The organism is Janthinobacterium sp. LS2A (assembly GCF_036543145.1).
Classification (GTDB): domain Bacteria; phylum Pseudomonadota; class Gammaproteobacteria; order Burkholderiales; family Burkholderiaceae_D; genus Janthinobacterium; species Janthinobacterium aestuarii.
Genome location: NZ_JAZHPB010000007.1, coordinates 15,358 through 40,277 on the forward strand (window position 1 = coordinate 15,358; position 24,920 = coordinate 40,277).

Here is a 24,920-nt window from a genome sequence, read left to right on the forward strand (position 1 = left end):
TTCAAAACAGGGCCGCCTCTTGCGCCGTGATGGCGGACGGTCCCGTTTCAATCGCCGAGAACACGATGCTCGTACGGTCGCCGCTCGCTTCGCTGATGCTGATGTTTTTCACGAAGGCGCCGCCATCGAGGCGGATGCTGCCGATGGCCTTGGCCAGCGCCGGCTGGCGCGCCTTCAGCGCCACCTGCCAGGTACCGCCATCGATGCTGCCGTCCACTTCAAACAGCGTATCGAGTTGCGCCAGGTCGCCGGCCAGCAGCGAAAACAGCACGCTGTTGATCATCTTGACCACCGGCTCCGTCTTCGCGTCGAGGCGCATGGCCACGCGCTCGCCCTGGAAATGCACGATCTCGTCGCGCGTCAGGCGCAGGGTATTCGGAAACGGCTGCAAGGTGCGCCACAGCACGCCTTTTCCGGCCACCACGCAAAAGCGGCCATTCGACGCCAGCGCCTTCTTCATGCCGGCCAGCTGCTTGCTCTGGTCGAAGCGGCCGCACAGCTGCTGCGGCTTGGCCAGCATGGCCTCGATCTTCGCTACCGGCGCGGCCGCGTGCAGCGGCGCCATCGCCAGCAGGCACAGGCCCGCCAACAGGATTTTGAATTGTTTTTTCATACGGCCTTCAATCCCAATTTTTCAAACAGTACCGGCGGCGAGGCAAAGCACATCTCGCCGCTGGCGATATCGACGGCCACCTGCGTCGTGCTGGCGCGGTTCAGGCGCTTGCCCGTCGCGCTGTCGCTGACCAGGTACTCGATCTTCAAGCGGTCTTCCCACTCCACCAGGTCGGCGCGCAAGGTCAGGCGCTGGCCAAAGGTGGCTGGCGCCACATAGCGCAAGTGCATGTCGATCACGGGCCAGGCATAGCCGGAGGCCTTCATGTCGACGTAGTTGTAGCCGATGCTGTCGAGCAGCGCGCAGCGCACCACTTCGAGGTATTTCACGTAGCGGCCGTGCCAGACGATCTCCATCGGGTCCAGGTCGAAGAACTGCACCTGCATTTCCACTTCGGCGTGCCAGCGGCTGGGCGTGGCCTTCTTGCCGCGCACTTTATGCGTCTCAGTCATTCCCGGCTCCGTACAGTGGCCACGCCTGGGCGCGCATGCGTTCAAGCAGCACGCGCAGTTCCGGGTCGAGCCGGCGGTCTTCCTCGACGGGCGCGATATCGGCGGCCAGCGCCTCCATCATCGCCGCCAGCGCCGCTTGCGGTGGCACGTCGGGATTGACCTTGCAGCGCAGCCAGACGCCCTGGCGCACGGTAATCAGCAGGGCCGCGGCCACCTGCTCGCACAGTTCCAGCACGCGCAGGCAGTCGCGCGCGGCGATGGTGCCCATGCTGACCTTGTCCTGGTTGTGGCATTCCGTCGAGCGCGAAAACACGGAGGCCGGCATGGTCAGCTTCAGCGCTTCGGCCGTCCAGGCGGAGGCGCTGATCTGCAATGCCTTCAGGCCGTGGTTGATGGCCGCACGCGGTCCCGTGGCGCCCGACAGGTTGGCCGGCAAGCCCTGGTTGTAACGGCTGTCGACGAGCAAGGCCATCTGGCGGTCCAGCAAGTCGGCCAGGTTGGCCACCGTATTCTTCATGCTGTCCATGGCGAAGGCGATATGGCCGCCGTAGAAATGGCCGCCATGCAGCACGCGTTCGCCTTCGGCGTCGATGATCGGATTGTCGTTGGCGCTATTGAGTTCATTCTCGATCGACGAACGCAGCCAAGGCAAGGCGTCGGCCAGCACGCCGATCACGTGCGGCGCGCAGCGGATCGAGTAGCGGTCCTGCAGCCGCTTGCCGTTGCGCTCCCAGGAATCGGTGGGCAGATCGGCGCGCAGCCAGGCCGCCACTTGCTGCATGCCGGGATGGGGCTTGACGGAGAACAGGGTTTCATCGAAGTGGTGCGCGTTACCGTCGAGCGCAAACGAGGCCATGGCCGTGATGCGCGTCGTCAGGCGCGTCAGGTATTCGGCGCGCTCATACGCAAGGCAGGCCAGCGCCGTCATGACGGCCGTGCCGTTCATGATCGCCAGGCCTTCCTTCGGACGCAGGCGCAGCGGCGCGATGCCCGCTTCGCGCAGCGCCTGCTGCGCCGGCACTTGCACGCCGTCGCGCCACACTTCGCGCTCGCCGCACAATACGGCCGCCAGGTAGGACAGCGGCGTCAGGTCGCCGCTGGCGCCGACCGAGCCTTCGGACGGGATCAGCGGCAGCAGGCCCGCATCGAGCAGGCGCGCGATCTGCGCCAGCAGCTCCACGCTGACGCCGGAAAAACCCTTGGAGAGCGACGCCAGGCGCGTGGCCATGATGGCGCGCGTCTGCGCCGGCGTGAAGAATTCGCCCAGGCCGCAGCCGTGATAGGTGTACAGGTGGTGCGGCAGTTCGGCCACCAGTTCCGGCGGCACGGTCACCGTGCACGAATCGCCGTAGCCCGTGGTCACGCCATAGATGGTGCCATCCTCGCGCAGCAGGCGGTCGAGGAAATCGGCGCCGCGCGCGATCGCCGCCAGAAAGACGGGGTCGCTGGACAGTTCGGCGCTGGCCCGGCCATGCGCGATATCGGTAATGTCTTCGATGCGCAGGCGCTCGCGGTCGAAGCGGACGGCGCGCCGGGTGTTTTTCAGGTCAGCGAGTTGCATCGGGAGTATCCAGTCTTGAAGTATCGGGGAGTTGCCAAAAATCGTAGAAGTTGAACCATTCGAGCGGCGCGCGCAGGCAGTGGTGTTGCAGGCGCGCCGCATAGGCGGCCGCCAGTTCGGCCAGCATCGCCTCGCGTGCCTTGCGCGGCAGGTGCAGCGACTCGCGGAACAGTTCGAAATGTATTTCGGAGCGCTGGCCGATGCGCATGGAAAACAGCAGATACACGGGGCATTGCAGCACGCTGGCCAGCACATACGGGCCGATCGGGAAAGCGGCCGGCTGCCCCAGGAAAGGCGCCACCGCCACGCGCGGCTGCGGCGAGACGGGAACGCGGTCGCCGGCGATCACCACGAACTCGCCTTGCGCCACCTTTTCCGCCAGCAGCATGGCCGTGGCAGGCGTGATTTCCGTTACCTGCATCAGATTGAGCTGGCTGTCCGGATTGAGCGTTTCGAGCATGCGGTTGAACGCTTGCGCATGACGCGTGTGCACGAGCACCGTCAGCTTCAAGCGCGTATTGCGCTGCGAGAGTACGCGACACAAATCCAGGTTGCCCAGGTGGGCGCAGATCAGCAAGGCGCCGCGCCCCTCGTCCAGACAGCGGTTGACGCCATCGTCGCCATCGACGCCATGCAGGCTCACGCTGCGCGTGTCGTACAAGCCGCCCCATAGCAGCATCTTGTCGAGGATGGTTTCGGCAAACGTGGCAAAGTGCCGCAGCACGGTCAGGTTTGCCGGGCCGCCGCAGGCCGCGACGCGACGCAAGTAGCTGCGCGACACGCGGCGCGCACGCGGCTTGGTCAGCACGTACCAGGCCAGCACGGGGTACAGCACCATGCGGAAAGGCCAGCGGCCAAAGACGCGGCAGATCCAGAACAGCAGGCGCATGCCGGCCACAAAGCTGACCTCATTGAAGCCGGACCAGTGTCCGCGCGGCGGCTGCGGTGCTGCCGTCATCGCGCGCGCCAGTGGCGGGCCAGCAGGCGCGGTGCGCGCCACAGCATGCCGAAAAACAGACGCGCGTGCATGCGCGAAATGAGCACGTTGTCGCGCCACAGTTCAAAGTGCGAGACGCCGTCGCTGGGGTAACCGACGCGCGTGGGCAGATTCGCCATCGACAAGCCATCCCAGTACAGACGCACCAGCACATCGGTGTCGAAATTCATGCGCTGTCCCAGCACGCCACGCTGCGCCAGCGCCGCCAGGGGCGCCAGCGGATAGACGCGGAAACCGCACATGGAGTCGCGGATCTGCAGCGACAGGGTATTGATCCATACCCAGATATGCGTCGCATAACGGCCGTAGTAGCGCGCCCTGGGTACCGAGGCGTCGTACACGGGATAGCCGATCACCACCGCCGCCGGCGTGGCCTGCGCCTGCGCCAGGAAGCGCGGCACGTCGTCCGTTTCGTGCTGGCCGTCCGCATCGATCTGCAACGCATGGCTGTAGCCGTGCGCATGCGCGTGGCGGCAGCCCGTCAGCACCGCCCCGCCCTTGCCCTGGTTGTGCGCATGGCGCAGCAGAGTCACGCGCGACGGATGCGCGGCGGCCAGCGCGTCCAGGGTGCGCGCGCCGGCAGCGGCGCTGCCGTCGTCGACGAGGATCAGCGGCACGCCATGCGGCAGCAGGCGCCGCACCACGGCGCCGATCGCGTGTTCATGATTGAACACGGGGATCACGATGCACGGTTGAAAACGCACTTCAGTCACTGTGCGCTCCGGCGCGGCCAAAGCGCAGCAGCGAATGGCAATAGCCGATACCGTCGCGCGTGGTCAGCAATTCCAGTCCGGCCGCTTGCGCCAGGCGGATATAGTCGGTGCTCTGGTAAATCTTGCTGTTACCGCTGGCCATGGCCGTGAAGTACGGCGAGGTGTTGATCAGGCAGTAGGCGGCGATATCGTACTGCTGGCGGTCCCAGAAGGTATCCATGATCAGCACTTGCCCGTTCGGCCCCAGTGCCTGCGCCACGCGGCGCAGGATGCTGGCGATGGCAGGCTCGCTGAAACAGCTGAGAAATTGGCTCATCCAGATCAGGTCCATGCCGGCCGGCAGCGGCGCCGCGTCGTCGAGCAGGTCGCAGGCGTGCAAATGGGCCCGCTCGCGCACGCCGGCATCGGTGAGAGTCCGGTCCGCCACCGCCAGCTGGCGCTCCAGGTCGACCAGGTGCAGTTCCACGCCCGCATGGTAGGCCAGCGCCGCACTGGCGAACTTGCCCGTATTGGCGCCGATGTCCATGATGCGGCGCGGCGCCGTGGCGAAGACGTCCGGGAAGATCTCGGGGAACGATGTATCCGAATAATGGTGATCGAAGGCGAACCAGCTGCCCTTGGCCGGCTCCGACAAGGCCGACAGGCCCTGGTACAGGGTGGGCCAGTCGCCCAGCGCGGCCAGTCCCAGCGGCTGCTCGGCGTCGAGCGAGCGGTCCAGGTCGAACAAGCCCTGGTAGCAGACGTCATGCATGAAGTCCAGGTTGACCTGGGTGATGCTGTCCGTCAGCATGCAAAAACCGACTTTATCGAGCACATACGCGCCATCGCGCAGCGAGACGACGCCGGCCGACAGGCACGATTCGAGCGCCACCTTCAGCGCATACTCCGTCCAGCGGCCGCTGGCGGCCATGTCGGCAATCGTCAGGCCGCTGTGGCCCGTGTCGGCCAGGGCCTGCAGCATGCCGCGCTTCCAGGCATAGCGCACGCATTGAAAGACGACGGGACCGAAAGCGATTTTTTGCGCCTCGTAACGGGCGGCAAAGGCGGTCTGGCGTTCGGGTGAGAATTTTTTATCTAACATGCGCTCGCTGCTGGAGTGGGTGTATCGGCGCCGCCATCGGGAACGGCAGCGGCATTCGGGTGAAACAGGATGCGGCCGCTGGCATGCTGGCCGGCGTCCGACAGATAACGAAATTGCAGGCTGGCCTTGGACGCGTCGTATTCGAGCGCCAGCCGCACGGGCCGGTCCGGCATGACCGGCTGCTGGAATTTCAGCGCATGCATGGCGCGGAACCGCGCGGGCAGGTCCAGGTGCTGGCGCGCGAAGTGCAGCGCCCACTCCACTTGCACCACGCCGGGCAGCAAGGGTGCGCCCGTGAAATGGCCCTCGAAATAGAACAGATTCGCCGGGACGTGCAGCTCGAACAGCAACCGTGGCGTTTCGCCTTCGGCCGAACGCTCGATCAGCCGCGCATGCGGCAAGCGGGGTTTCTCGAGCAATGCCAGCAACAGCGCCTGCGTCGTCTTGCCCTGCGCATTGATGGGCAGTTGTTCCAGGTAACGCCAGCGGCGCGGCACGGCAACGGCGTCGACCTGGCCGCCCAGCGCCGTTTGCAACTGGCGGTTCAGGGCCAGCTTGCCTTCGGCGTCGAGCAGCGCGCGGCCGGCGGCGCTGCAGACGATAAAGGCGGCCACCTTCTGACGCTCGCCGGCCGGCGCATCGCACAGCAGCACACGCGCGTCCAGCACCAGCGGCGTGGCCAGCAATGCCGCTTCGATGGCATTGAGGGAAATGCGTTTTTCTTCGATCTTCACGATGCGGTCGCTGCGTCCCAACAATTGGAAGCGTCCTGGCGCCGTTTCGCGCGCGCGGTCGGCCAGACATAACCAGCCGTCGTCGGCCAGGTGCGCCGAACGCACTTCCAGCGCGCCATCGTCCAGCAGGCGCCAGTCCACGCCAGGAAAACCCTGCCAGCTCTCGTCGTCAGGGTGCTCCGGCACGCGCTGGCGCCAGGCGACGCCGCCGGTCTCCGAGCTGCCATAGATTTCGCGCGGCACGCGGCCCAACAAATGCCCCGCCGCCAGCGCACTGTCCAGGGCCAGCGGCCCGCCCGAGGAAAACACGGCGCGCAGTTGCGCCCGCGCGCCCGACCAGTCGATGTGTTCCGGCAGGCGTTTCAGGTGCGCGGGGCTGGCGGCCAGCACGCACGGACCGCGCGCCAGCAAGGCCGCCAGCTGTTCCGGGTAGTCCACGCTGTGCGCATGCACGGCACGCCCGGCGGCCAGCGGCCACAAGACCTTGAACAGCAAGCCGTAGATATGCTGGTGCGAGACGGTGGCGACGACGGCCGCGCCATCGGCGTGTTCGCCAAACAGCTGCTCCAGCGTGGCCACCTCGCTGGCCAGCTGCGAGAGTTTTTTCGGGATGGCTTGCGCCGCGCCCGTGCTGCCCGAGGTGTACACCACCAGCGCTGGGAAATCGTCGGCAAGCTGCGTCCACGCACGCTCGGCCAGGCTGTCCGCTGGCAGCGGCAGCGGCGCATGCACAGCCGGGAACTGACCCAGGAAACCGTCGACGGACGCAGCCAGCGAAGCGCAGCTGCCCGGCAGCGTATCGGCCGTCAGCCAGACGGTCTTGCCCGCCTGCCAGGCGCCCAGCAAGGCGGCGCCAAACTCGATGCTGTCGTCCAGGTACAAAGCGAAATGGCGTCCTGCCTGGCCTTCCAGCAAGCCGGCCCAGGCGGACATGCGCGCCGCAAAGTGCGCATGATCGAGCACCGCGCCATCGCGCCAGCCGACGGGCATGGACGGCGGGCGGCCATGCATGGACAGCGCAAGGCGCGCCAGCGGGGAAATCGGCGGATGTGCGTCAGGCACGGGAGCTTGCGGCAACGAGGATTCAGGCATGGTGCAAACGCTTAAAACGCAGGCGGACGAGATACTCGCCGCCAAATAACAGAGCCATCAGGATATAGGCGATGACGCCCGTGTACAGCGACCAGACGGCTTCGCTGGCCCACAGTGCCGTACCCAGCGCGATGCTGCCATTGACGATGAAAAAACCGCACCAGACTTGCGTCACACGGCGCGTATAGCGCACGGCGGCGGGTGGAAAATCCTTCTCGCGCAAGCGCGCCAGGCGTTCCACCACCGACGGCGGCGCCCACAGGCTGTAGCCGAAGGTGGCCAGCAAGACGACGTTGACCAGTACCGGATACAGTTTCAGCGGCAGCAGCAGGTTGCTCCACAGGGCGATGGCGGCCAGCAGCAGTGCGGCCGCCACCGACCAGCGCGCGGCGCGCTGCAGCTTCAGCGCGGGCAGGCGGCAGGCGGCAGCCAGCAACAGCAGCAGCGCCAGCCAGCGTGGCTCGACCTGGCCGTGACCGAACCAGATCGCCAGCGGATACAGTACGGTCAGCAGCAACGCGACGGCATTGAGCAGCACGCGTTACGCCGCCTGTTCCGACACCGACATCGCGCGCAGCGCTTCGACCACATCGTCGATCGTGCGGATGGTCTTGAATACTTCCGGCTGCAGGCGCTTGCCCGTCAGCTGCTTCAGCTTGACCGCCAGGTCGACCGCGTCGATGCTGTCGATATCGAGTTCGGCGTACAGATTCGATTGCGGCGTCAGCGCCGCCGGATCGAGCTCGAACATTTCGGCCAGCAGCTGCACCACCCATGCGTACAGTTCATCGCGGCTCATTGCGCTCATATCTACCATTTGCTGCTCCTTACTTCTTTCTGTGAGTGTCAACCATCGCCGCCAGCGCCCGTACCGAGGCAAAGTGGCGGCGCGTATCGGCCGAATCGGCCGACAGGGAAATGCCATATTTTTTTTGCAGGGCGACGCCCAGTTCCAGCGCATCGATCGAATCGAGTCCCAGGCCCTCGACAAACAGGGGTGCATCCGTATCGATATCGGCAGCGCTCACGTCTTCCAGTTGCAGCGCCTCGATGATCAGTTCCTTCACTTCTTGTTCAAGCATGTTGTTCCTGTTTCCCGCTAAAGTAATGTTGCAGATGAGTGGTCAAGGTGCGCGCCGCCATCACGTCGCTGGCGCCACCGCCGGTAAACTCGCCGATCGCCAGGTCGTCCTGCACGGCGATCTCGAAATGCGCACGGCGGGCCGGCACGCGCCACCATGGCTCGCCCTTGCCCAGGGTCCTGGGCAGGCAACGTATCAGCACCGGCGTCACGTCGCGGCGGCCGCGCACGGCGATATTCGCCGCGCCCCGCTTCAGCACGACTTCGCCGCTGCATGGCGTGCGCGTGCCTTCCGGGAAAATGATCAGGTTATTGCCGCGCTCCAGCGATGCCAGGCAGGCGTCCACCAGTTCGGCGCCGCCCGTGTTATTGATATAGCCGGCCGCGCGCACGGGGCCGCCCGTAAACGGGTTATTCCACAAATCGGACTTGACGATGCAATCGGCCTGCTTGACATACGCCATCAGGAAAATCGTGTCGATCAGGGTCGGATGATTGGCCAGGATCAGCAAGCCGCCGCGTTCCAGCTTGTCGAGACCGCGCAAGTCATAGCGCAGCACGCCGAGAAAACGCATCAGGCCGATATACAGGCGAAAACTCCAGCGGATGATCGCGCGCGCGCAGGCGATGCGCGTGTCGCGCCGCCACACCAGCACCTGCAGCACGGGGAACACCAGCACGCGCAACAGCAAGCCACCGAGGCCGAAGGCGGCGAAACTGAGCGCGGTCGCGATCGTGCGCCAGCCTATCGATATGCCGGCGCGAACAGCCTCCAGCTTATGCATGGCGGCTCCAGCACCATGCCTGGCGGTTGGCCGCGTGCACGAACGTGCGGGCCTCGCCGAGCATGAATCGCAACACGGCCAGGCTGCCCGGCATGGCGCCGGGGGCAGCCGCCAACGCATCATCACCGCTGCGGGGACGCCACGTCAGGCTGAAAGCGGTGCCCGGGGCAGCCTCGGCCTGCAGCAGCCAGGCAAACGCATGCGATTGCTCGTGACAGTCTTCAAAAGCTTCAAATGGCACTGGCAAGGGACACTCCGCCAGCACCAGCAATACCTGCGCCGCGCCATCGGCCAGCAAGCCGCACGCCTCGATCACCGCGGCTTCGAGGCTGGCCGCACCGGCGGCGATGGCCAGCTGATTCGCCGTATCGGCGCGGGCGATGGAAAACAGGCCTGCGCTGGCATTGTGCACGGCCATGCCGAACGCCGTCGGCGACAGGGGTTCGCCCTGGGCCAGCGCCGACAACAGTTCGACGGCGCGCGCCACCTCGCCGTGGCGGGAACAAAAGACGAGCGGAATATCGCGCTGTTCGCCGAGGCAGGTGTACGCCACTTCGAGCGCCATCTTGCCCAGCTGACCGGCGCGGCGGCGCAGCATCGGCGCCATCGCACGCACGCCCGGCTCGCCGGCAGCGGCAATCGGCGCGATGGGCAAGGCGCTTTGCGCCCACGCCTGCCATTGCTGCGGCGTTTCCAGGCCCGGTGCCCATGCGGCATGTCTGACAATTGAAAAACGGACACCATCGGTGCGCATATGCATTTTCCTGAGCTCAAAAAAAGGGCGAACTCACGTCAAAACTGCGCAAAAAGCCTCGCCGGCGTTCTTTTCAAATTATAAACGATGGAAGTAAAAATAACTAAAATAAATGGCCATGCGGCAACTTTTTAAATGTAAATACAAAACCCGTCTTTTAAAGAATACCCCGCCCTAGTTACTATTTGTAACACTCGTATCCATTCTCTTCCGATGGAAAAATCAGCCTTTTCCGGCAAACCATCGGCATTCTCGGAACGGGTGTTTTTTTATCCATGATCAAGACAAGCCGGGCATGCGACACATAAGAGCGTTGTTTTTAGATAACACATGCGGCATGGCGCAACGGCGCCCCCATATTACCCGCGCATGGCGGCAGCGAGGATTAAAGGGCGCGCTTCAAGGGCAATACAGAGCGTTTGCTTTATGCGAGTTTCAGCCGGCCGATTCAACTCAGGCGGCGTTGTCTTGTCAGCAGGGAAAAGAATGGAGCGGCCAGCAGTGCCATCCACGGCCATGACAAAGAAGGCGGTGGCATGGCGCCAGCGTGAACGGCAAGGCGCCGGCGATCACTGCGCATGGAGAATGAGAAAGGCCGGCACGGGCGCCGTGAAATACGGGGGCGATGCAAAACCGGTGGCCAGCGCGGCACAGACTGCGCGCCAAGGTGGCCACCGCGGTACCGTTAAAACACCCAGAGCTTATCGGCCGGCATGTGCAGCCAGTACTTGCCCGCTTCGAGCTTGTGGCGCGAATAGGCGCGCAGGCTGATGTTCTCGGCGCCGCCGCGCTCGAACAGGCATTCCCAGCGGTCGCCCAGGTACATGCACGTCAGCAGCGGCAGCTCGATGGCGTTGTCCACCTGCGTGGCGCTGATCTTCACTTCCTCGACACGGATCATGGTCGTCACTTCCGTGCCCACGTTGGCGCCGCGCGCCACGCCCTGCATGGAGGCGCCATCGACCAGCAGGCGCACCTGATTGCCTTCGCGCTGCACCACCTTGCCGGGCAGGCGATTGTTACTGCCCATGAATTCGGCCGTGAACAGGGTATCCGGCGTTTCATACATGCTTTGCGGCGTGCCCTGCTGCTCGATCTTGCCGTTATTGAGCAGCAGAATACGGTCGGAAATGGCCATCGCTTCGCCCTGGTCATGCGTCACCATCAGCGCGGACAGGCCCAGGCGCACGATCAGCTCGCGCAGGAAGGCGCGCGCTTCCTCGCGCAGCTTGGCGTCCAGGTTCGACAGCGGTTCGTCGAGCAGGATCACGGGCGGGTTGTACACCAGCGCACGGGCGATCGCCACGCGCTGCTGCTGGCCGCCGGACAGCTGGTGCGGATAGCGCTCGCCCAGGTGCCCCAGGCCCAGCTGCGTCAATACTTCCTTGATGCGCGCGGCGATTTCCGTGCTGCCCATCTTGCGCAGTTTGAGGCCGTAGGCGACGTTGTCGAACACGGTCTTGTGCGGCCACAGCGCGTACGACTGGAACACCAGTCCCAGGTTGCGGTGCTCGGCCGGCATTTCGAAATGCTTCGCGCCATCGAAGACATTGCGCTCGCCGATCTCGATCGTGCCCGCCTTCGGGCTTTCCAGCCCGGCGACGGCGCGCAGCAAGGTGGTCTTGCCGCTGCCCGAAGGCCCCAGCAGGGCGACCACTTCGCCTTTTTTCAGGTGCATCGAGACACCCTTCAGGATCTGGTTGGCGGAGGCGCCGGTGCCGTAGTCCAGGTACAGCTCATTGACGGTCAATTCATTCATGATGTGGTCTCAGTCTATTCTTAGTTATGCAACTCAGTTGTGTAACTTCACGCCGAAGCGCAGCGCGATGCCCAGGCCGATGGCCACCAGGGTGATATTGATGAAGGACAGCGCCGCCACCAGGTCGGTCGAACCGCCCGCCCACAGCGATACCAGCATGGCGCCGATCACTTCCGTGCCCGGCGAGAGCAGATATACGCCCGTCGAATATTCGCGCTCGAAGATCAGGAACACCATCAGCCAGGCGCCCAGCAAACCGTATTTGATCAGCGGCAGGGTCACGTCGCGCGTCACCTGGCCACGGTTGGCGCCGACGGCGCGCGCCGCCTCTTCCAGTTCCGGCCCCACCTGCAGCAGAGCGGTGGAAATCAAACGCATGCCGTAGGCCATCCACACCACCGAATACGCGAGCCACAGGGCGAAGATCGTCGAGCGTACTTCGCGCAGCACCGGGATCACATGGCCGCTCAGCCACAGGGCCACGCCGTTATCCATGCCTTTCAACATGCCGTCGAGCCAGGCCGGCACGAACAGGAACACCCACAGGAACGACAGGCCTGCGAGCAAACCCGGCACGGCGCGCGGCACCAGCACGCTGTAATCGAGCAGGCGCGTGACGCCGTCCTGCTTGCGGTGCATGGCCAGCGCGATGAAGCTGTAGCAGCCCACGGCCAGCGCGCCGCCAACGACGCCGATCAGGATCGTGTTGACGATGCCGCGCACCAGCGATGGCTGGTCGAAAATATCGCGGAAATGCTGCAAGGTCAGCACGTCGGCCAGGTGCACGCCCTCGCCCCAGTACTGCACGAAGGAGCGCAGCACGATGCCCGTCAGCGGCAGGATGATGGTGAAGATCAGCCAGCCCGCCAGCAAGGCAAACGCCAGCCACTTCCAGCGGCCCAGCGGCATGGCTTTGCTGCGCGCGCCCTTGCCCTTGATCGACACATATTTGTTGGCGGACTTGAGCAGCCAGCGCTGTATCATCACCAGCGGCATGGTCACCATCACCAGGCAGACGGCAACGGCGGCCATCAGGTGGTACGACGGCGTGCCCAGTTTGTTGGTCAGCTTGTACAGATAGGTCGGCAGCACCAAGTGGCCTTCCGGATCGCCGAGCACCAGCACCAGGCCGAATACTTCGAAGCCGAGGAAGAACACCAGCACGCCCGCATACGCCAGCGCCGGCATGATCATCGGCAGCGACACGTTCAGCATGACCTGCACCGGTGAAGCACCGGCCACGCGGGCCGCTTCTTCCACGTCCGAACCCAGGCTTTTCAGGGCCGACGAGGCATACAGGTAGACGTGCGGCACGTGCGTCAGGCCGGCGATGATGACGATGCTGGTGAAGGAATAAATATTCCAGGGCACGAAGCCGAACAGCTCCTTGGCCCAGACCGAGTAGAAGCCCACGGGCCCCATCGACACGACGTAGCCAAAGCCCATCACCATCGGCGAGACAAAGATCGGCACCAGCAGCATGGGCGCCACCCAGCCGCGACCCGGCAAGTCGGTGCGCACCATCAGGAAGGCCAGCATGCCGCCCAGCGGCACGGCAATGACGGTCAGGCCGCAGGCAAGCATCAGGCCATTCTTGAAGGCCATCGAGAAATCGGGATCATCGAAGATGAAACGGTAGGAGTCAAAGCCGAATTCGCGCACCGGCATGAAAAACGGCGCGTTCAAAAAGCTCTGGTAAAAAATCAGGAACAGCGGCAGGAAAATGGCGACCATGGTGATCGCCACGACCACGCCGCGCGGCCAGTTCAGGCGCGACAAGGGAGAGCGCGACCGTGCAGGCAGCGGCAAGATAGCAGTTTGCATGATGAATCCAATGAATGAAGGGTACGGCATCCGTCCGCGGGCACGGGCCTGCGGACGGCCAGGACGGCGTTACTTCTTGCCGGCTGTTTCTTTCCATTGCTTCAAGAAGGCCATGCGCTTGGCTGGCCCCAGGAATTGCAGGATGATCGGGTGCACCGGCACCGGCTTGATGTTGGCCGCGCCGATTTCCTTGATCAGGTCCGCCGAGGTGGTCTCGCCCGTGACGTCGGCGCGAATCGCGTACAGCTTGGCGCCGTTCGCGATGATGGTCTGGCCGCGGTGCGACAGGATGTAGTCGAGCCACAGCTTGCTGGCGTTGACGTTCTTCGCGTTCTTGTTGATGAACTGCACGCGCGACAGGATCAGCGTGTAATCCTTGGGCAGCACGACGCCGATCGACGGGTCGGTCTTGGCGCGCACCAGGGCGTAGGAGCCCAGCACGTTATAGCCGATCAGGTTTTCGCCCGACGAAATACGCTCCATCATGGTGCCCGTCGACGATTGCACGCGCACCTTGGCCGTGCCGAACGCGTTTTGCAGCGCCAGGAACTGCGGATATTCCTTCGCGTCCTGCGACATGAACATGAAGCCCACGCCCGACTTTTCGATGTCGTAGGTGGTGACCTTGTCCTTGAATTTCGGCGTGGCGATCAGCTTGACGAAGTCGTCGTGGTTCTTCGGCACTTCCTTGGGGTCGAGCAAACGCTTGTTGTAGACGATGGCGGCAGGCTCGAACGTGGTGCCGTAAGCCTGGTCGTCCCACATGGCCCAGCCGGGGATCTTGGATGCTTCGACCGACTTGTATTTCAGGGCGTAGCCGTCCGAGGCCAGGCGCATCTGCAAGTCCATCGCCGACGACCACATCACGTCGGCCGTATTGCCGCCGGCGGCCACTTCGGAAATGAAACGGTTGTACACTTCCGTCGAATTCATGTCGTTGTATTCGACCGAGATGCCCGGATACAGGGCGCTGAAATCCTTGATCAGCGGCGCGGCGGCCTTGCTGTCGGTGGCGCTGTAGATCACCACCTTGCCTTCCTTCTTGGCCGCGTCGATGATCTTCTGGTAGTCGGCCGGATAACCTGCCGGCACCTGGGCAAAAGCGGCGCCGGTGGTGCCCGCGAAAGCGGCTGCCAGGGCGATGGCGAGAATGGTCTTGGTTTGCATGGTTTGTCTCCGTCTGTGATTGTTGTATGGTTTGCTATTCGATTCAGCGCATCAGGCCCAGTTCGGCCGCCTGCCTGGAGTAGCGTTCGACTGCCTGGTTCACGTACTGCGTCAATTTGTCGCCCGTCAGCGCGAACGGATACATGCCCGATTGCGTGCGCCACTGGGCAAACTGCGGCGTGGCCATGGCACGGTCGAACGTGGCCACCCAGCGCTGGTAATCGGCTTCCGGCACCTGTGGTCCCATCCACAGGCCGCGGATGATGGGCCAGACCACGTCGACGCCCTGCTCGCGCGCCGTCGGCACGCCGGCCAGCACGCCGGGCAGGCGCTTTTCCGACAGCACCGCCAGCACGCGCGCATGGCTGTCTCCCGCGTTCAGGGTCGCCTCCGACGTATCGCCCGACATCACCTGCACGTAATCGGCCTGCATCGCCGTGAAGATCTCGCCGCCACCTTCCAGCGCCACGAAGCGCAGCACTTTCGGGTCGATGCCGGCCTTGCGCGCCACCAGCGCCATCTTCAGCCAGTCCTGGCTGCCGATGGTGCCGGACACGCCGATCAGCACCTTGTCGGGGTGGCGCTTGAGCGCGGCGATCAGGTCGGCCAGGCTCTTGTAGGGCGAGTCGCTGCGCACGGCGATCATGCCGTAGTCGGCGCCCAGCGCCGCCACCCAGCGCACGTCGCCCGTCTTGGCGTTGCCGAACTTTCCTTGCGCCAGGTTCAGCAGCGAGCCGCCCGAAAACACCACCAAGGTGTTGGCTTCGGCACGCCGGCGCTGCGAACCCATCGAACGCCACGCCACCGCACCGATGCCGCCCGGCAGATAGCTGATGCGCACCGAGGACGCGAACGGCGCCGCCACCGCCGGATCGGGCTGCAGCAGCCCTTTCTGCGCCAGCTTGCAGGTCAGGTCCATGGCGCCGCCCGGCTTGGACGGCACCACGCAGTCGACTTCAGGCGCGGCGGCCGTTGCCAGCGCCGGCAGCAGCGCGGACAACAACAGCAGCGACAGGAACACGGTGCGCAGCATCGTCATGCCTTAGAAGCGGTGCTGGATGCCGGCGATCAGGCCACGCTGCGTGTCGCCGAAACCGGCGTCGTCACGCGACAGGCTGACCAACTGGTTGTGCTTGGCCTTGGCGTAAGCGCCGGCCACGTACAGGTCGGTGCGCTTGGACAGGGCATAGCGCACGCGCGCCACGTACATGATCGGATCGGCATCGAGGTTGGCGGCCACGTTCTTCACGTCCTGGTAGTAGATCACGCCCGTCAGGGTGATGACCGGTGTGGTCTTGTAGCTGACGCCGCCCCAGTACATGGTGCCGCGCACGTCGGCCTTGCCCGAGGCAGCCGGATCGAGCTTGTAGTCGCGCGCCGCCGCCTGCACTTTCCACGGGCCGTCGTCGTACATCGCGCCCAGGTGGTAGACAGTGGTCTTGTCGCGCGCGCCGCCGGCGATGGTGTTGCCGTTCACCTGTTCATACGTGGCCAGCAGGCTGACCGGACCAGTCTTGTAGGTGACGGCCGTCGACAGCTTGGCGCTGTCCGAGCTGCCCGTCGACTGTTCGCCGAAGCCGTACGATGCGCCGTAGCTGAAGCCGCCTGTCTTGCCCGAGTACTTGACCATATTGTCGAAGGCCGTCGTCATGCCGTATTTGCTCGGGCCCGTCGCGTTGGCCGAAGTGGCCCACGAGTAGAACGGCGCATAGGCCATCGGGTCGAATGGCAGCACGAAGTCATACACGGTGGTGAACGAACGTCCCAGTACGACGCGGCCAAACGCGCCTTCCAGGCCCACGTTGGCCTGGCGCTTGAACAGCGCGCCGTCGGCCGCGCCCGTGTCGACGAGGATGCCGCCTTCCAGATTGAACACGGCTTTCAAGCCACCGCCCAGGTCTTCGCTGCCCAGGATGCCCCAGCGCGACGTGTTCATGCCGCCGGAACTGACTTGCGTCATCGAGCTTTTGTTCGGACCGGCGTTGCTGGTGTTGCTGATGCCGGCGTCAAGACGGCCGTACAGGGTGACGTTCGATTGGGCGTGGGCGCTGCCGGCTGCGGCGAGTACCGCCATGGCGGCCAGCGAGAATGCAGTTTTCTTCATGTAGAGTGTCTCCCTTAGATATAGTTATTAGTGATATGCCTGATCAATTTCATGAATCAGGATCACACTATATGATCGCGATCCTTTCAATTGGCTTTCAGACTGACAGGTGTCGCCGGCCAGCCACAGGCAATACCAACAAATTCATTGCGGCCCCTGTCGGCGGCGTGCCGACAGGCTTACACTGCACCAATTCAAACGAATGGCGGAGACCATGCGCATATTATTAGTGGAAGACCATCTGGAGCTGTCGCACTGGCTGGCAAAGGCCCTGCGCGACGCGCACCTGACGGTGGAGACCGCCCACAACGGCGCCGATGCCGACGCCCTGCTGCATACGCAGGAATATTCATTGGTGCTGCTCGACCTGACCCTGCCGAAGATGGATGGTCTGGACGTGCTGCGCCGCCTGCGCGCGCGCGGCGGCACGCGCGGCAAGACTCCCGTCATGATACTCACGGCGCGCGGCGGCCTCGATGAAAAAGTACAGGGCCTGAACCTGGGCGCCGACGACTACATGGCCAAGCCGTTCGAACTGGCCGAACTCGAAGCACGCGTGAAAGCCCTGCTGCGCCGCAGCCAGGGCAACGAAGCGCTCGTGCACACGTGCGGCGCGCTCAGTTTCGACACCGTCACGCGCATGTTCAGCTATGCCGGCGCCCCTTTCCCCCTGACGCCGCGCGAACACGCCGTGCTCGAAGCGCTGATCACGCGCTCCGGGCGCGCAGTGTCGAAGGAAAAGCTGTTCGACGAAGTCTTCGCGCTGGCCGACGACGCCAACCTGGACGCCATCGAACTGTATATCCACCGCGTGCGCAAGAAACTCGAGAGCGGCGTCGAAACCGGTTCGCCCGACGGTGCCGTCATCACCACCCTGCGCGGCATCGGCTACCTGCTGCAGCCGCGCAGCGCGATGGCGCCGGCCGCATCGAAATGACCGAGCGCGCCCCAAGCCTGCCCCTGTTCGAGCGCCTGCGCCGGCGCTGGGCGCAGGGCCGGCCGCTGGGCAGCCTGCGCAGCCAGCTGCTGCGCTGGCTGCTCATCCCGCTGGTGATGCTGGTGCTGCTCGATGCCGTTTTTGTGTACCGCAACGCGCTCGACGCGGCCGACATGGCCTATGACCGTTCCTTGCTGGCGTCAACGCGGGCGCTGGCCGAAAGAGTCTCCATCGTCAATGGCAAGGTGGTGGCCGAAGTGCCTTACGTGGCGCTCGACAGCTTCGAGACCGACACCCTGGGCCGCATCTACTACAAGGTCACGGGCATCAACGGCGAGCTGGTATCGGGCTATGGCGACTTGCCGCCCGTGCCGAAAAACGTGCCCCGCTCGCAAAATTATCCGGCCCTGGTGCGCTTCTACCACGCCGACTATCACGGCAAGCCGATCCGCATTGCCGCCCTGCTGCAGCCCGTGTATGACGACTCGATGCGCGGCATCACCCTGATCCAGGTGGCCGAAACGCTGGACGCGCGGCGCGGCCTGTCGAACCAGATCCTGTTCGATACCCTGAGCTGGCAGGCGGCGATGATACTGGTGATGGGCGCCCTCGTGTGGTTTGCCGTGCGCCTGGTGCTGCGCCCGCTGATGCGCCTGAAAACGGAAGTCGAGACGCGCACCCTGTCCGACCTGTCCGACGTCGATCCCACGCTGGTGCACAAGGAAATGCGCCCGCTGGTGAGCGCCATGAACGGCGCCATGTCACGCCTGCAGCAGCTGATCGCCAGCCAGCGCCGCTTCATCGCCGATGCCTCGCACCAGCTGCGCACGCCGTTGACGGTGCTGAAAACCCAGGCCGAACTGGCCATGCGCGAATGCGACCGCCAGGCGGGCGCGCCGCCGGACATCGCCGCCCTGCGCGACATCGTGCGCTCGATCGCCGTCACCACCGATTCGACCGTGCTGCTGGCCAACCGCCTGCTGACCCTGGCCCGCATCGAGCATGGCGGCGAGAGTCTGGCCATGGACACCGTCGCGCTGCGCGACATGGCGCAGCAGGTAGGGCTGGAAATGGCCATGGCCGCCGTCGCCAAAAATATCGACCTGTCGCTGGAAGCGCCCGACGAAGCGCCCGTGCATGGCCAGGCCCTGCTGCTGCATGAACTTGTCGCCAATCTGGTCGACAATGCCCTGCGCTACACGCCACCGGGTGGCAGCGTAATCCTGCGCGTGCGCGCGGGCGGCGATGGAAACGAAACGCTGCTGGAAGTGGAAGACAGCGGCGCCGGCATCCCCCCCGCGGAACGCGAACGCGTGTTCACGCCGTTCTACCGGGTCGGCGCGGCGCTCGAGAGCAACCCTGGCGGCGCCGGCCTGGGCCTGGCCATCGTGCGCGACATCGCGGCCCTGCACGGCGCCAGGCTGGAACTGGCGACGGCGGCGAATGGGCATGGATTGAAAGTCGGCGTGTATTTCGCCCCGGCGCCAGTCGGTGCTAAGATCGCGCCCTGAGATTTTAATGAAAGCCCGCAGCCATGATGACCAAAGACGACGTAACCGAACTGTTTGCCAATATCGCCGAGAATGCGCCGTGGGATTTGTCCCAGCCGCTGCTGTGGGGCTATTACTTCACCAACCCGACCTCCGAACCGCTGGAGCAGGCCGCCACCCTGCTGGCGCTGCAGGGCTACCGGCCCGTGGAACTGTACCAGCCGGAACTCGACGATCCGGCGGCACCGCCCGTGTGGGTGCTGCACGTGGAAAAAGCCGAAGTGCATGGCGTCGACAGCCTGCACGCGCGCAATGGCGAACTGATGGCGTTTGCGCAGGACAACCAGCTGGCCAGCTATGACGGCATGGACGTGGGCCCCGTCCCCGCGCCTTGATCGGCGTAGGCGCAGGCCGGATCAGGTCCGAAGGGCCGTAATCCGACAGCACCATCGGTCACGCCAACAATGTTGTCGGATTACGTCCGGCCTTCGCACTAATCCGACCTACTGGCCATGACCACATGGACGTGGGCGCCGTAATCCGACAACATCACGCATAAAAAAACGGCGCCCGAGGGCGCCGTTTTGCATGGCTCGCTGAAACCGATCAGCTGAGGTTTTCCAGGCGGATCTTGGTGACCGTGCCCACCACGCTATTCAACGCTTCCATCTTCTCGATGGCGGCCGTGACGTTCTTTTCCTGCGTCTGGTGCGTCAGCATGATGATGTCCGTATGCGTCTCGCCCTCGGCCGGCTCTTTTTGCAGCATGGCGTCGATCGAGATGCCGCGTTCGGCCAGGATGCGCGTGAGGTCGGCCAGCACGCCCGGCTGGTCGGCCACGTGCATGCGCAGGTAGTAGCTGGTGGTGATTTCCGACATCGGCAAGATGGCGATATCGGTCATCGCGTTCGGCTGGAACGCCAGGTGCGGCACGCGGTGTTCCGGGTCGGCCGTGGCCAGGCGCGTGATGTCGACCAGGTCGGCGATCACCGACGAAGCTGTCGGCTCGGCGCCCGCGCCGCGGCCCGAGTACAGGCTGGCGCCGACGGCGTCGCCATGCACGAGCACCGCGTTCATGGCACCTTCCACGTTGGCGATCAGGCGCTTGGCGGGGATCAGGGTCGGATGCACACGCAGCTCGATGCCTTCCACGCCGTTGACGATGGCGCGCTTGGTGATGCCCAGCAGCTTGATGCGGTAGCCCAGCTGCTCGGCGTAGCGGATGTCGACGGCACTGAGGTTGCTGATGCCTTCCACGTAGGCCTTGTCGAACTGCACCGGGATGCCGAAGGCGATGGCCGACATGATGGTGGCCTTGTGCGCGGCGTCGACGCCTTCGATGTCGAAGGTGGGATCGGCTTCCGCGTAACCGAGTTCCTGCGCCTGTTTCAGCACGGTGGCGAAATCGAGGCCCTTGTCGCGCATTTCGGACAGGATGAAATTGGTGGTGCCGTTGATGATGCCGGCGATCCATTCGATGCGGTTGGCCGTCAAGCCTTCGCGCAGCGCCTTGATGATGGGGATGCCGCCGGCGACGGCCGCTTCGAAGGCCACCATCACGCCCTTGTCCTGGGCGGCGGCAAAGATTTCGTTGCCGTGCACGGCCAGCAGGGCCTTGTTGGCCGTGACCACGTGCTTGCCGTTGGCAATGGCCTGCATCACCAGGGTTTTCGACAGGTCGTAGCCGCCGATCAGTTCGACGACGATGTCGATCTCGGGATCGTTGACGATCAGGTGCGGGTCATTGACGACCTTGCAGCCGCCGGCGACGAGCGCTTCGGCGCGCGCCACGTCGCGCACGGCGACGGCGACGACTTCAATGCCGCGGCCAGCGCGGCGCTTGATTTCTTCCTGGTTGCGTTTCAGGACGCTGAACGTGCCGTAACCGACATTGCCCAGGCCCAGCAGGCCGATCTTGATGGATTTCATAGTTGTGCTTGACTGCTCATAAGTGGCGCCCCCTTGGGCGGCGCCAGGTTGATCGGTATGGTTGATCGAGATTGCTGCTGGCTGGTTCAGCCCCGGCCGTGACGCTTGCGGTAACCTTCGAGGAAGCGCGCAATGCGCCCCATGGCCTCGGTCAGGTCATCGGAGTTGGGCAGGAAGACGACGCGAAAATGATCGGGCGCGATCCAGTTGAAGCCCGTGCCCTGCACGATCAGGACCTTCGCTTCGGCCAGTAATTCATAGGCAAACTGCTGGTCGTCGGCGATCGGGTAGATCTCCGGATCCAGCCGCGGGAACATGTACAGCGCGGCCTTCGGCTTGACACAGGTGACGCCCGGAATATCGGTCAGCAGCTTGTGCGCCAGATCGCGCTGTTTCAACAGGCGCCCGCCGGGCCCCACCAGGTCTTGTATGCTCTGGTAGCCGCCAAGCGCCGTCTGGATGGCAAACTGCCCCGGCGCGTTGGCGCATAGCCGCATCGAGGCCAGCATGTTGAGGCCCTCGATGTAATCTTTTGCGTGGCGCTTTTCGCCCGAGACCACCATCCAGCCGGAGCGGTAGCCGCAGGAGCGGTAATTCTTCGACAGGCCGTTCATGGTGATGAACAGCACGTCGTCGGCCAGCGAGGCGATCGACACGTGCTCGGCTTCGTCGTACAGCACCTTGTCGTAGATCTCGTCGGCGAAAATGATCAATTGGTGCTGGCGCGCCAGTTCGACGATCTGCAGCAGCACGGAAACCGGATACAGCGCGCCCGTGGGGTTGTTCGGGTTGATGACGACGATGGCTTTCGTTTGCGGCGTGATCTTGCGGCGCATGTCCTCGATGTCGGGATACCACTCGTTCTGTTCGTCGCACACATAGTGCACGGGATTACCGCCCGACAGGCTGACGGCGGCCGTCCACAGCGGGTAGTCGGGCGCCGGCACCAGCACTTCGTCGCCACTGTTGAGCAGGGCGTTCATCGACATGACGATCAGTTCGGAAGCGCCATTGCCCAGGTAAATGTCATCGATGGTCACGCCGGCGATATTCTTGCCCTGCGTGTAGTGCATGACGGCCTTGCGCGGCGCGAACATGCCTTTCGAATCCGTATAGCCGGCCGCATTCTGCAGATTGAGCATCATGTCGCGCACGATCTCGTCGGGCGGATCGAAGCCGAATACGGCCAGGTTGCCGATATTGAGCTTGGTGATCTTGTGGCCTTCTTCTTCCATTTGCCTGGATTTTTCCAGGACCGGGCCGCGGATGTCGTAGCAGACGTCCGCCAATTTATTCGATTTCTGAATCGGTCGCAAAATAAATCCCTGTCGTGATGCGGCGCGGTGACCAGAACTTGCAGCGTGGCCGCCGCGCCAGAACTATGAACCCGTGAAACTGCGATGCGAAAGACTGCAAGGCGAAAACAACCATTCTCGCCGAAAACAGGGCATTTTATCAAATTAAACATGGCGAACCGCAGCCTTTGACGCCGATTCTGCCACGTTGGCGCATCCGGACGACAATCGGGCGGGCGCCATCTTCATCTTCCCTTAATCTTGCAGCATTACCATGGCGCAAGCATGCAGCGCCACTGTGGCGCCGAACATTGCAATCTGGAAAGGATGTTGCTTTTCAGTCGCTCTTTTCTGTCATTTATGGCATGCTTACGCCCTTGGCCGCGGCGCCCAGTTTGGCCGCGCGCGTACCGATCAACCGACACGACCAGCCCCGATATCGCCATGAAACTCCACGCCAGCAGCACCCAACAATACCAGACTGTCACCGGCTATGACGAAAACGGCGTCGAGATCAATGCCCAGCCGTACAACTACAGCCTGATCGTCATGCCGGAAACGCCGCCACGCGCGTGGGAAGTCACCAGTTTCGAAGAATTGACCGAGGCGCATTTCGCGCAAATCCTGGCCGACTCTCCCGACGTGGTCATCCTCGGCACGGGCGAACGCCAGCGCTTCGTGCATCCGAAACTGACGGCCGCGCTGACCATGCGCCGCATCGGCGTCGAATGCATGGATAGCCAGGCCGCCTGCCGCACCTACAATATCCTCATGGGCGAAGGCCGCAAAGTCACCCTGGCCCTGATCCTGGCCCCGGCCGCAGGCAAGGCCGCATGAAAATCAATGTCAACGAACTGCACTCGTCGCGGGTGCTGATGTGGTCCCTGCTGGGCATCTTCATCGTCGTCACCCTGTATGCGCTGGGCGTGCGCACCCTGGTGCCGCCCGACGAGGGCCGCTACGCCGAGATGGCGCGCGAAATGTTCGTCACGGGCGACTGGATCACCACGCGCCTGAACGGCATCAAGTACTTTGAAAAACCGCCGCTGCAAACGTGGATGAATGCGCTGACCTTCACCGCCTTCGGCCTGGGCGAGTGGCAGGCACGCCTGTGGACTGGCCTGTGCGGCATCATCGGCGTGTGCATGACAGCCTACGCGGGCAAGAAAGTGTTCGGCCCGCGCGTGGGCCTGTATGCGGGCCTGGTGCTGGCGTCGAGCCTGTTCTGGCTCGCTTCGGGCCAGATCAATTCGCTGGACATGGGCCTGTCGGGCATGATGACCCTCACCATGGGCAGCCTGCTGATCGCCCAGCGCGACGACGCCACGGCGATCGAACGGCGCAACTGGATGCTGGCTTGCTGGGCCGCCATGGCGCTGGCCGTGCTGGCCAAGGGCCTGATCGGCATCGTGCTGCCGGGCGCCGTGCTGGTGCTGTATTCGCTGTGTGCGCGCGACTGGCGCATCTGGACGCGTCTGCACCTGGTCAAGGGCCTGCTGGTGTTCTTTGCCATCGCCACGCCATGGTTCGTGCTGGTCGCCCTGCGCAATCCGGAACAGCCGCATTTCTTCTTCATCCACGAGCATTTCCAGCGCTTCCTGATGAAGGGCCACAAGCGCGAAGGCGCCTGGTACTACTTCCTCGTGCTGCTCATTCCCGGCATCCTGCCATGGATAGGTGTGCTGCCGCAAAGCCTGGCCGCCGCTTTCAAGCGCCAGGAAGGGGCCTTCCAGCCCCGTTTGATGCTGCTGATCTGGGCCGTCTTCATTTTCTTCTTCTTCAGCTATTCGACCTCGAAGCTGCCCGGCTATATCGTGCCCATCTTCCCCGCGCTGGCCTTGCTGGTGGCGCTGTACCTGGAATCGGCATCGCGCCGCCAGCGCCTGTTGGCCGCCGGCCTGCTGTGCGTACTGGGCGCGGCCATCCTGATCGGCGGACCGATCGCCTTCAGCAAGGCCAGCGCACGCGACGCGGATGCCCTGGTCGCGCTCAAGGGCTACCAGCCATGGCTGATGGCGGCCGGCTTCTTCGCCCTGGCGGGCGGCGCCCTGGCCCTGCTGCATGCGCGCCAGCTGCGCCGCGACATGACGGTGCTGACGATTGCCGGCGCCGGTTTCCTGGCCACGCACTGCATCCTGGCCGGCTCCGAACTGTATGGCCAGAACCGCGCGGGCACCGACATGCTGCCGCAGATCCAGGCCGAACTGACGGCCGATACCAAGCTCTATTCGGTCGGCATCTATGAACAGTCGCTGACGTATTACCTGCAGCGGCCCGTGATCCTCGTCGATTACTGGGATGAGTTCACGTTTGGCCTGAAACAGCAGCCGGAACTGTCCATCCCGAGCATCGAGACTTTCATCACGCAATGGACGAACGATGCCAACGCCGGCGTGCGCGACATGGCCATTATCAGCCTGAACCGTTACAAGGAATTGCAACAACGTGGCGTGCCCATGCGTGTTATCGCCGAGGATGCGCGCCGCATGGTCATTGCCAACAAATAGTGTTTTAACTGGGGTGCGAGGCAGCATGGATCGCGCCCCCGGCCA

24 protein-coding genes are annotated in these 24,920 nt (G+C 64.1%); 5 read left to right on the forward strand and 19 right to left on the reverse strand.

All coding sequences use genetic code 11. From position 1 onward, the window contains the following. Position 1: 1 nt before the first annotated feature. From V3C40_RS19630 to V3C40_RS19710, 17 genes are all read right to left on the reverse strand, one after another. Entirely contained in the window at positions 2 to 613 is a 612-nt protein-coding gene (locus V3C40_RS19630) for a LolA family protein (protein ID WP_034750377.1), read from the reverse strand. Beyond that, on the reverse strand, positions 610 to 1,065 hold the full coding sequence (locus V3C40_RS19635) for an acyl-CoA thioesterase (protein WP_230517310.1): 456 nt from the start codon (positions 1,063 to 1,065) through the stop codon (positions 610 to 612). Before V3C40_RS19635 ends, V3C40_RS19630 begins: the two co-directional genes overlap by 4 nt. After that, entirely contained in the window at positions 1,058 to 2,626 is a 1,569-nt protein-coding gene (locus V3C40_RS19640) for an HAL/PAL/TAL family ammonia-lyase (RefSeq protein ID WP_331778305.1), read from the reverse strand. The genes V3C40_RS19635 and V3C40_RS19640 overlap by 8 nt, the downstream gene beginning before the upstream one ends. Beyond that, a complete protein-coding gene (locus V3C40_RS19645) occupies positions 2,613 to 3,584 on the reverse strand; it encodes an LpxL/LpxP family acyltransferase (RefSeq protein ID WP_331778306.1) in 972 nt (323 codons plus the stop codon). The genes V3C40_RS19640 and V3C40_RS19645 overlap by 14 nt, the downstream gene beginning before the upstream one ends. After that, positions 3,581 to 4,336 carry a glycosyltransferase family 2 protein gene (locus V3C40_RS19650; protein WP_331778307.1) on the reverse strand — a complete coding sequence of 252 codons (756 nt, stop codon included), beginning with the start codon at positions 4,334 to 4,336 and terminating at the stop codon, positions 3,581 to 3,583. Before V3C40_RS19650 ends, V3C40_RS19645 begins: the two co-directional genes overlap by 4 nt. Further along, positions 4,329 to 5,417 carry a class I SAM-dependent methyltransferase gene (locus tag V3C40_RS19655; protein ID WP_331778308.1) on the reverse strand — a complete coding sequence of 363 codons (1,089 nt, stop codon included), beginning with the start codon at positions 5,415 to 5,417 and terminating at the stop codon, positions 4,329 to 4,331. The genes V3C40_RS19650 and V3C40_RS19655 overlap by 8 nt, the downstream gene beginning before the upstream one ends. After that, positions 5,411 to 7,243 (reverse strand): AMP-binding protein, encoded by a 1,833-nt coding sequence (locus V3C40_RS19660; RefSeq protein ID WP_331778309.1) that lies wholly within the window; start codon positions 7,241 to 7,243, stop codon positions 5,411 to 5,413. Before V3C40_RS19660 ends, V3C40_RS19655 begins: the two co-directional genes overlap by 7 nt. After that, positions 7,236 to 7,781, reverse strand: coding sequence for a membrane protein (locus V3C40_RS19665; RefSeq protein ID WP_034750396.1), 546 nt, complete (start codon positions 7,779 to 7,781; stop codon positions 7,236 to 7,238). Before V3C40_RS19665 ends, V3C40_RS19660 begins: the two co-directional genes overlap by 8 nt. 3 nt (positions 7,782 to 7,784) lie before the next feature. Next, positions 7,785 to 8,051 (reverse strand): acyl carrier protein, encoded by a 267-nt coding sequence (locus V3C40_RS19670; RefSeq protein WP_374106831.1) that lies wholly within the window; start codon positions 8,049 to 8,051, stop codon positions 7,785 to 7,787. 19 nt (positions 8,052 to 8,070) lie between these two features. Next, the gene (locus tag V3C40_RS19675) at positions 8,071 to 8,325 is read right to left on the reverse strand and encodes a phosphopantetheine-binding protein (protein ID WP_034750401.1); all 255 of its coding nucleotides are present in this window, start codon (positions 8,323 to 8,325) and stop codon (positions 8,071 to 8,073) included. Then, positions 8,318 to 9,109, reverse strand: coding sequence for a lysophospholipid acyltransferase family protein (locus tag V3C40_RS19680; RefSeq protein WP_070305201.1), 792 nt, complete (start codon positions 9,107 to 9,109; stop codon positions 8,318 to 8,320). Before V3C40_RS19680 ends, V3C40_RS19675 begins: the two co-directional genes overlap by 8 nt. Next, on the reverse strand, positions 9,102 to 9,863 hold the full coding sequence (locus V3C40_RS19685; protein WP_331778310.1) for a beta-ketoacyl synthase chain length factor: 762 nt from the start codon (positions 9,861 to 9,863) through the stop codon (positions 9,102 to 9,104). Before V3C40_RS19685 ends, V3C40_RS19680 begins: the two co-directional genes overlap by 8 nt. Before the next feature lie 685 nt (positions 9,864 to 10,548). Further along, a complete protein-coding gene (locus V3C40_RS19690; protein WP_070305197.1) occupies positions 10,549 to 11,622 on the reverse strand; it encodes an ABC transporter ATP-binding protein in 1,074 nt (357 codons plus the stop codon). A gap of 33 nt (positions 11,623 to 11,655) precedes the next feature. Then, positions 11,656 to 13,446, reverse strand: a complete 1,791-nt coding sequence (locus V3C40_RS19695; protein WP_072454034.1) for an ABC transporter permease — start codon at positions 13,444 to 13,446, stop codon at positions 11,656 to 11,658. A gap of 69 nt (positions 13,447 to 13,515) precedes the next feature. Then, positions 13,516 to 14,613 (reverse strand): ABC transporter substrate-binding protein, encoded by a 1,098-nt coding sequence (locus V3C40_RS19700; RefSeq protein WP_046685769.1) that lies wholly within the window; start codon positions 14,611 to 14,613, stop codon positions 13,516 to 13,518. Between the two features lie 43 nt (positions 14,614 to 14,656). Further along, a complete protein-coding gene (locus V3C40_RS19705; protein ID WP_331778311.1) occupies positions 14,657 to 15,652 on the reverse strand; it encodes a Bug family tripartite tricarboxylate transporter substrate binding protein in 996 nt (331 codons plus the stop codon). A 3-nt stretch (positions 15,653 to 15,655) separates the two neighbouring features. Next, positions 15,656 to 16,717 carry a porin gene (locus V3C40_RS19710; protein ID WP_128142349.1) on the reverse strand — a complete coding sequence of 354 codons (1,062 nt, stop codon included), beginning with the start codon at positions 16,715 to 16,717 and terminating at the stop codon, positions 15,656 to 15,658. A 214-nt stretch (positions 16,718 to 16,931) separates the two neighbouring features. Between V3C40_RS19710 and V3C40_RS19715 the strand changes: the two genes are divergently transcribed. Genes V3C40_RS19715 through V3C40_RS19725 form a run of 3 tightly spaced genes read left to right on the forward strand, consistent with a single transcriptional unit; the run spans position 16,932 to position 19,539 of the window. Next, entirely contained in the window at positions 16,932 to 17,654 is a 723-nt protein-coding gene (locus tag V3C40_RS19715; RefSeq protein WP_034750889.1) for a response regulator, read from the forward strand. Further along, entirely contained in the window at positions 17,651 to 19,165 is a 1,515-nt protein-coding gene (locus tag V3C40_RS19720) for a sensor histidine kinase N-terminal domain-containing protein (protein WP_331778312.1), read from the forward strand. Before V3C40_RS19715 ends, V3C40_RS19720 begins: the two co-directional genes overlap by 4 nt. A 23-nt stretch (positions 19,166 to 19,188) precedes the next feature. After that, positions 19,189 to 19,539: a ribonuclease E inhibitor RraB gene (locus V3C40_RS19725; protein WP_081367940.1), complete on the forward strand. Its 351-nt coding sequence runs from the start codon at positions 19,189 to 19,191 to the stop codon at positions 19,537 to 19,539. A 211-nt stretch (positions 19,540 to 19,750) separates the two neighbouring features. Here the strand turns inward: V3C40_RS19725 and V3C40_RS19730 are convergent, their stop codons facing one another. Next, positions 19,751 to 21,073 carry a homoserine dehydrogenase gene (locus V3C40_RS19730; RefSeq protein WP_070305189.1) on the reverse strand — a complete coding sequence of 441 codons (1,323 nt, stop codon included), beginning with the start codon at positions 21,071 to 21,073 and terminating at the stop codon, positions 19,751 to 19,753. Between the two features lie 86 nt (positions 21,074 to 21,159). Continuing rightward, positions 21,160 to 22,389 (reverse strand): pyridoxal phosphate-dependent aminotransferase, encoded by a 1,230-nt coding sequence (locus tag V3C40_RS19735; protein ID WP_034750427.1) that lies wholly within the window; start codon positions 22,387 to 22,389, stop codon positions 21,160 to 21,162. A gap of 423 nt (positions 22,390 to 22,812) precedes the next feature. Between V3C40_RS19735 and V3C40_RS19740 the strand changes: the two genes are divergently transcribed. Both V3C40_RS19740 and V3C40_RS19745 read left to right on the forward strand, forming a co-directional pair. Next, entirely contained in the window at positions 22,813 to 23,205 is a 393-nt protein-coding gene (locus V3C40_RS19740; RefSeq protein ID WP_070305185.1) for an Mth938-like domain-containing protein, read from the forward strand. Then, a complete protein-coding gene (locus V3C40_RS19745) occupies positions 23,202 to 24,875 on the forward strand; it encodes a glycosyltransferase family 39 protein (RefSeq protein ID WP_331778313.1) in 1,674 nt (557 codons plus the stop codon). Before V3C40_RS19740 ends, V3C40_RS19745 begins: the two co-directional genes overlap by 4 nt. Positions 24,876 to 24,920 lie beyond the last annotated feature (45 nt).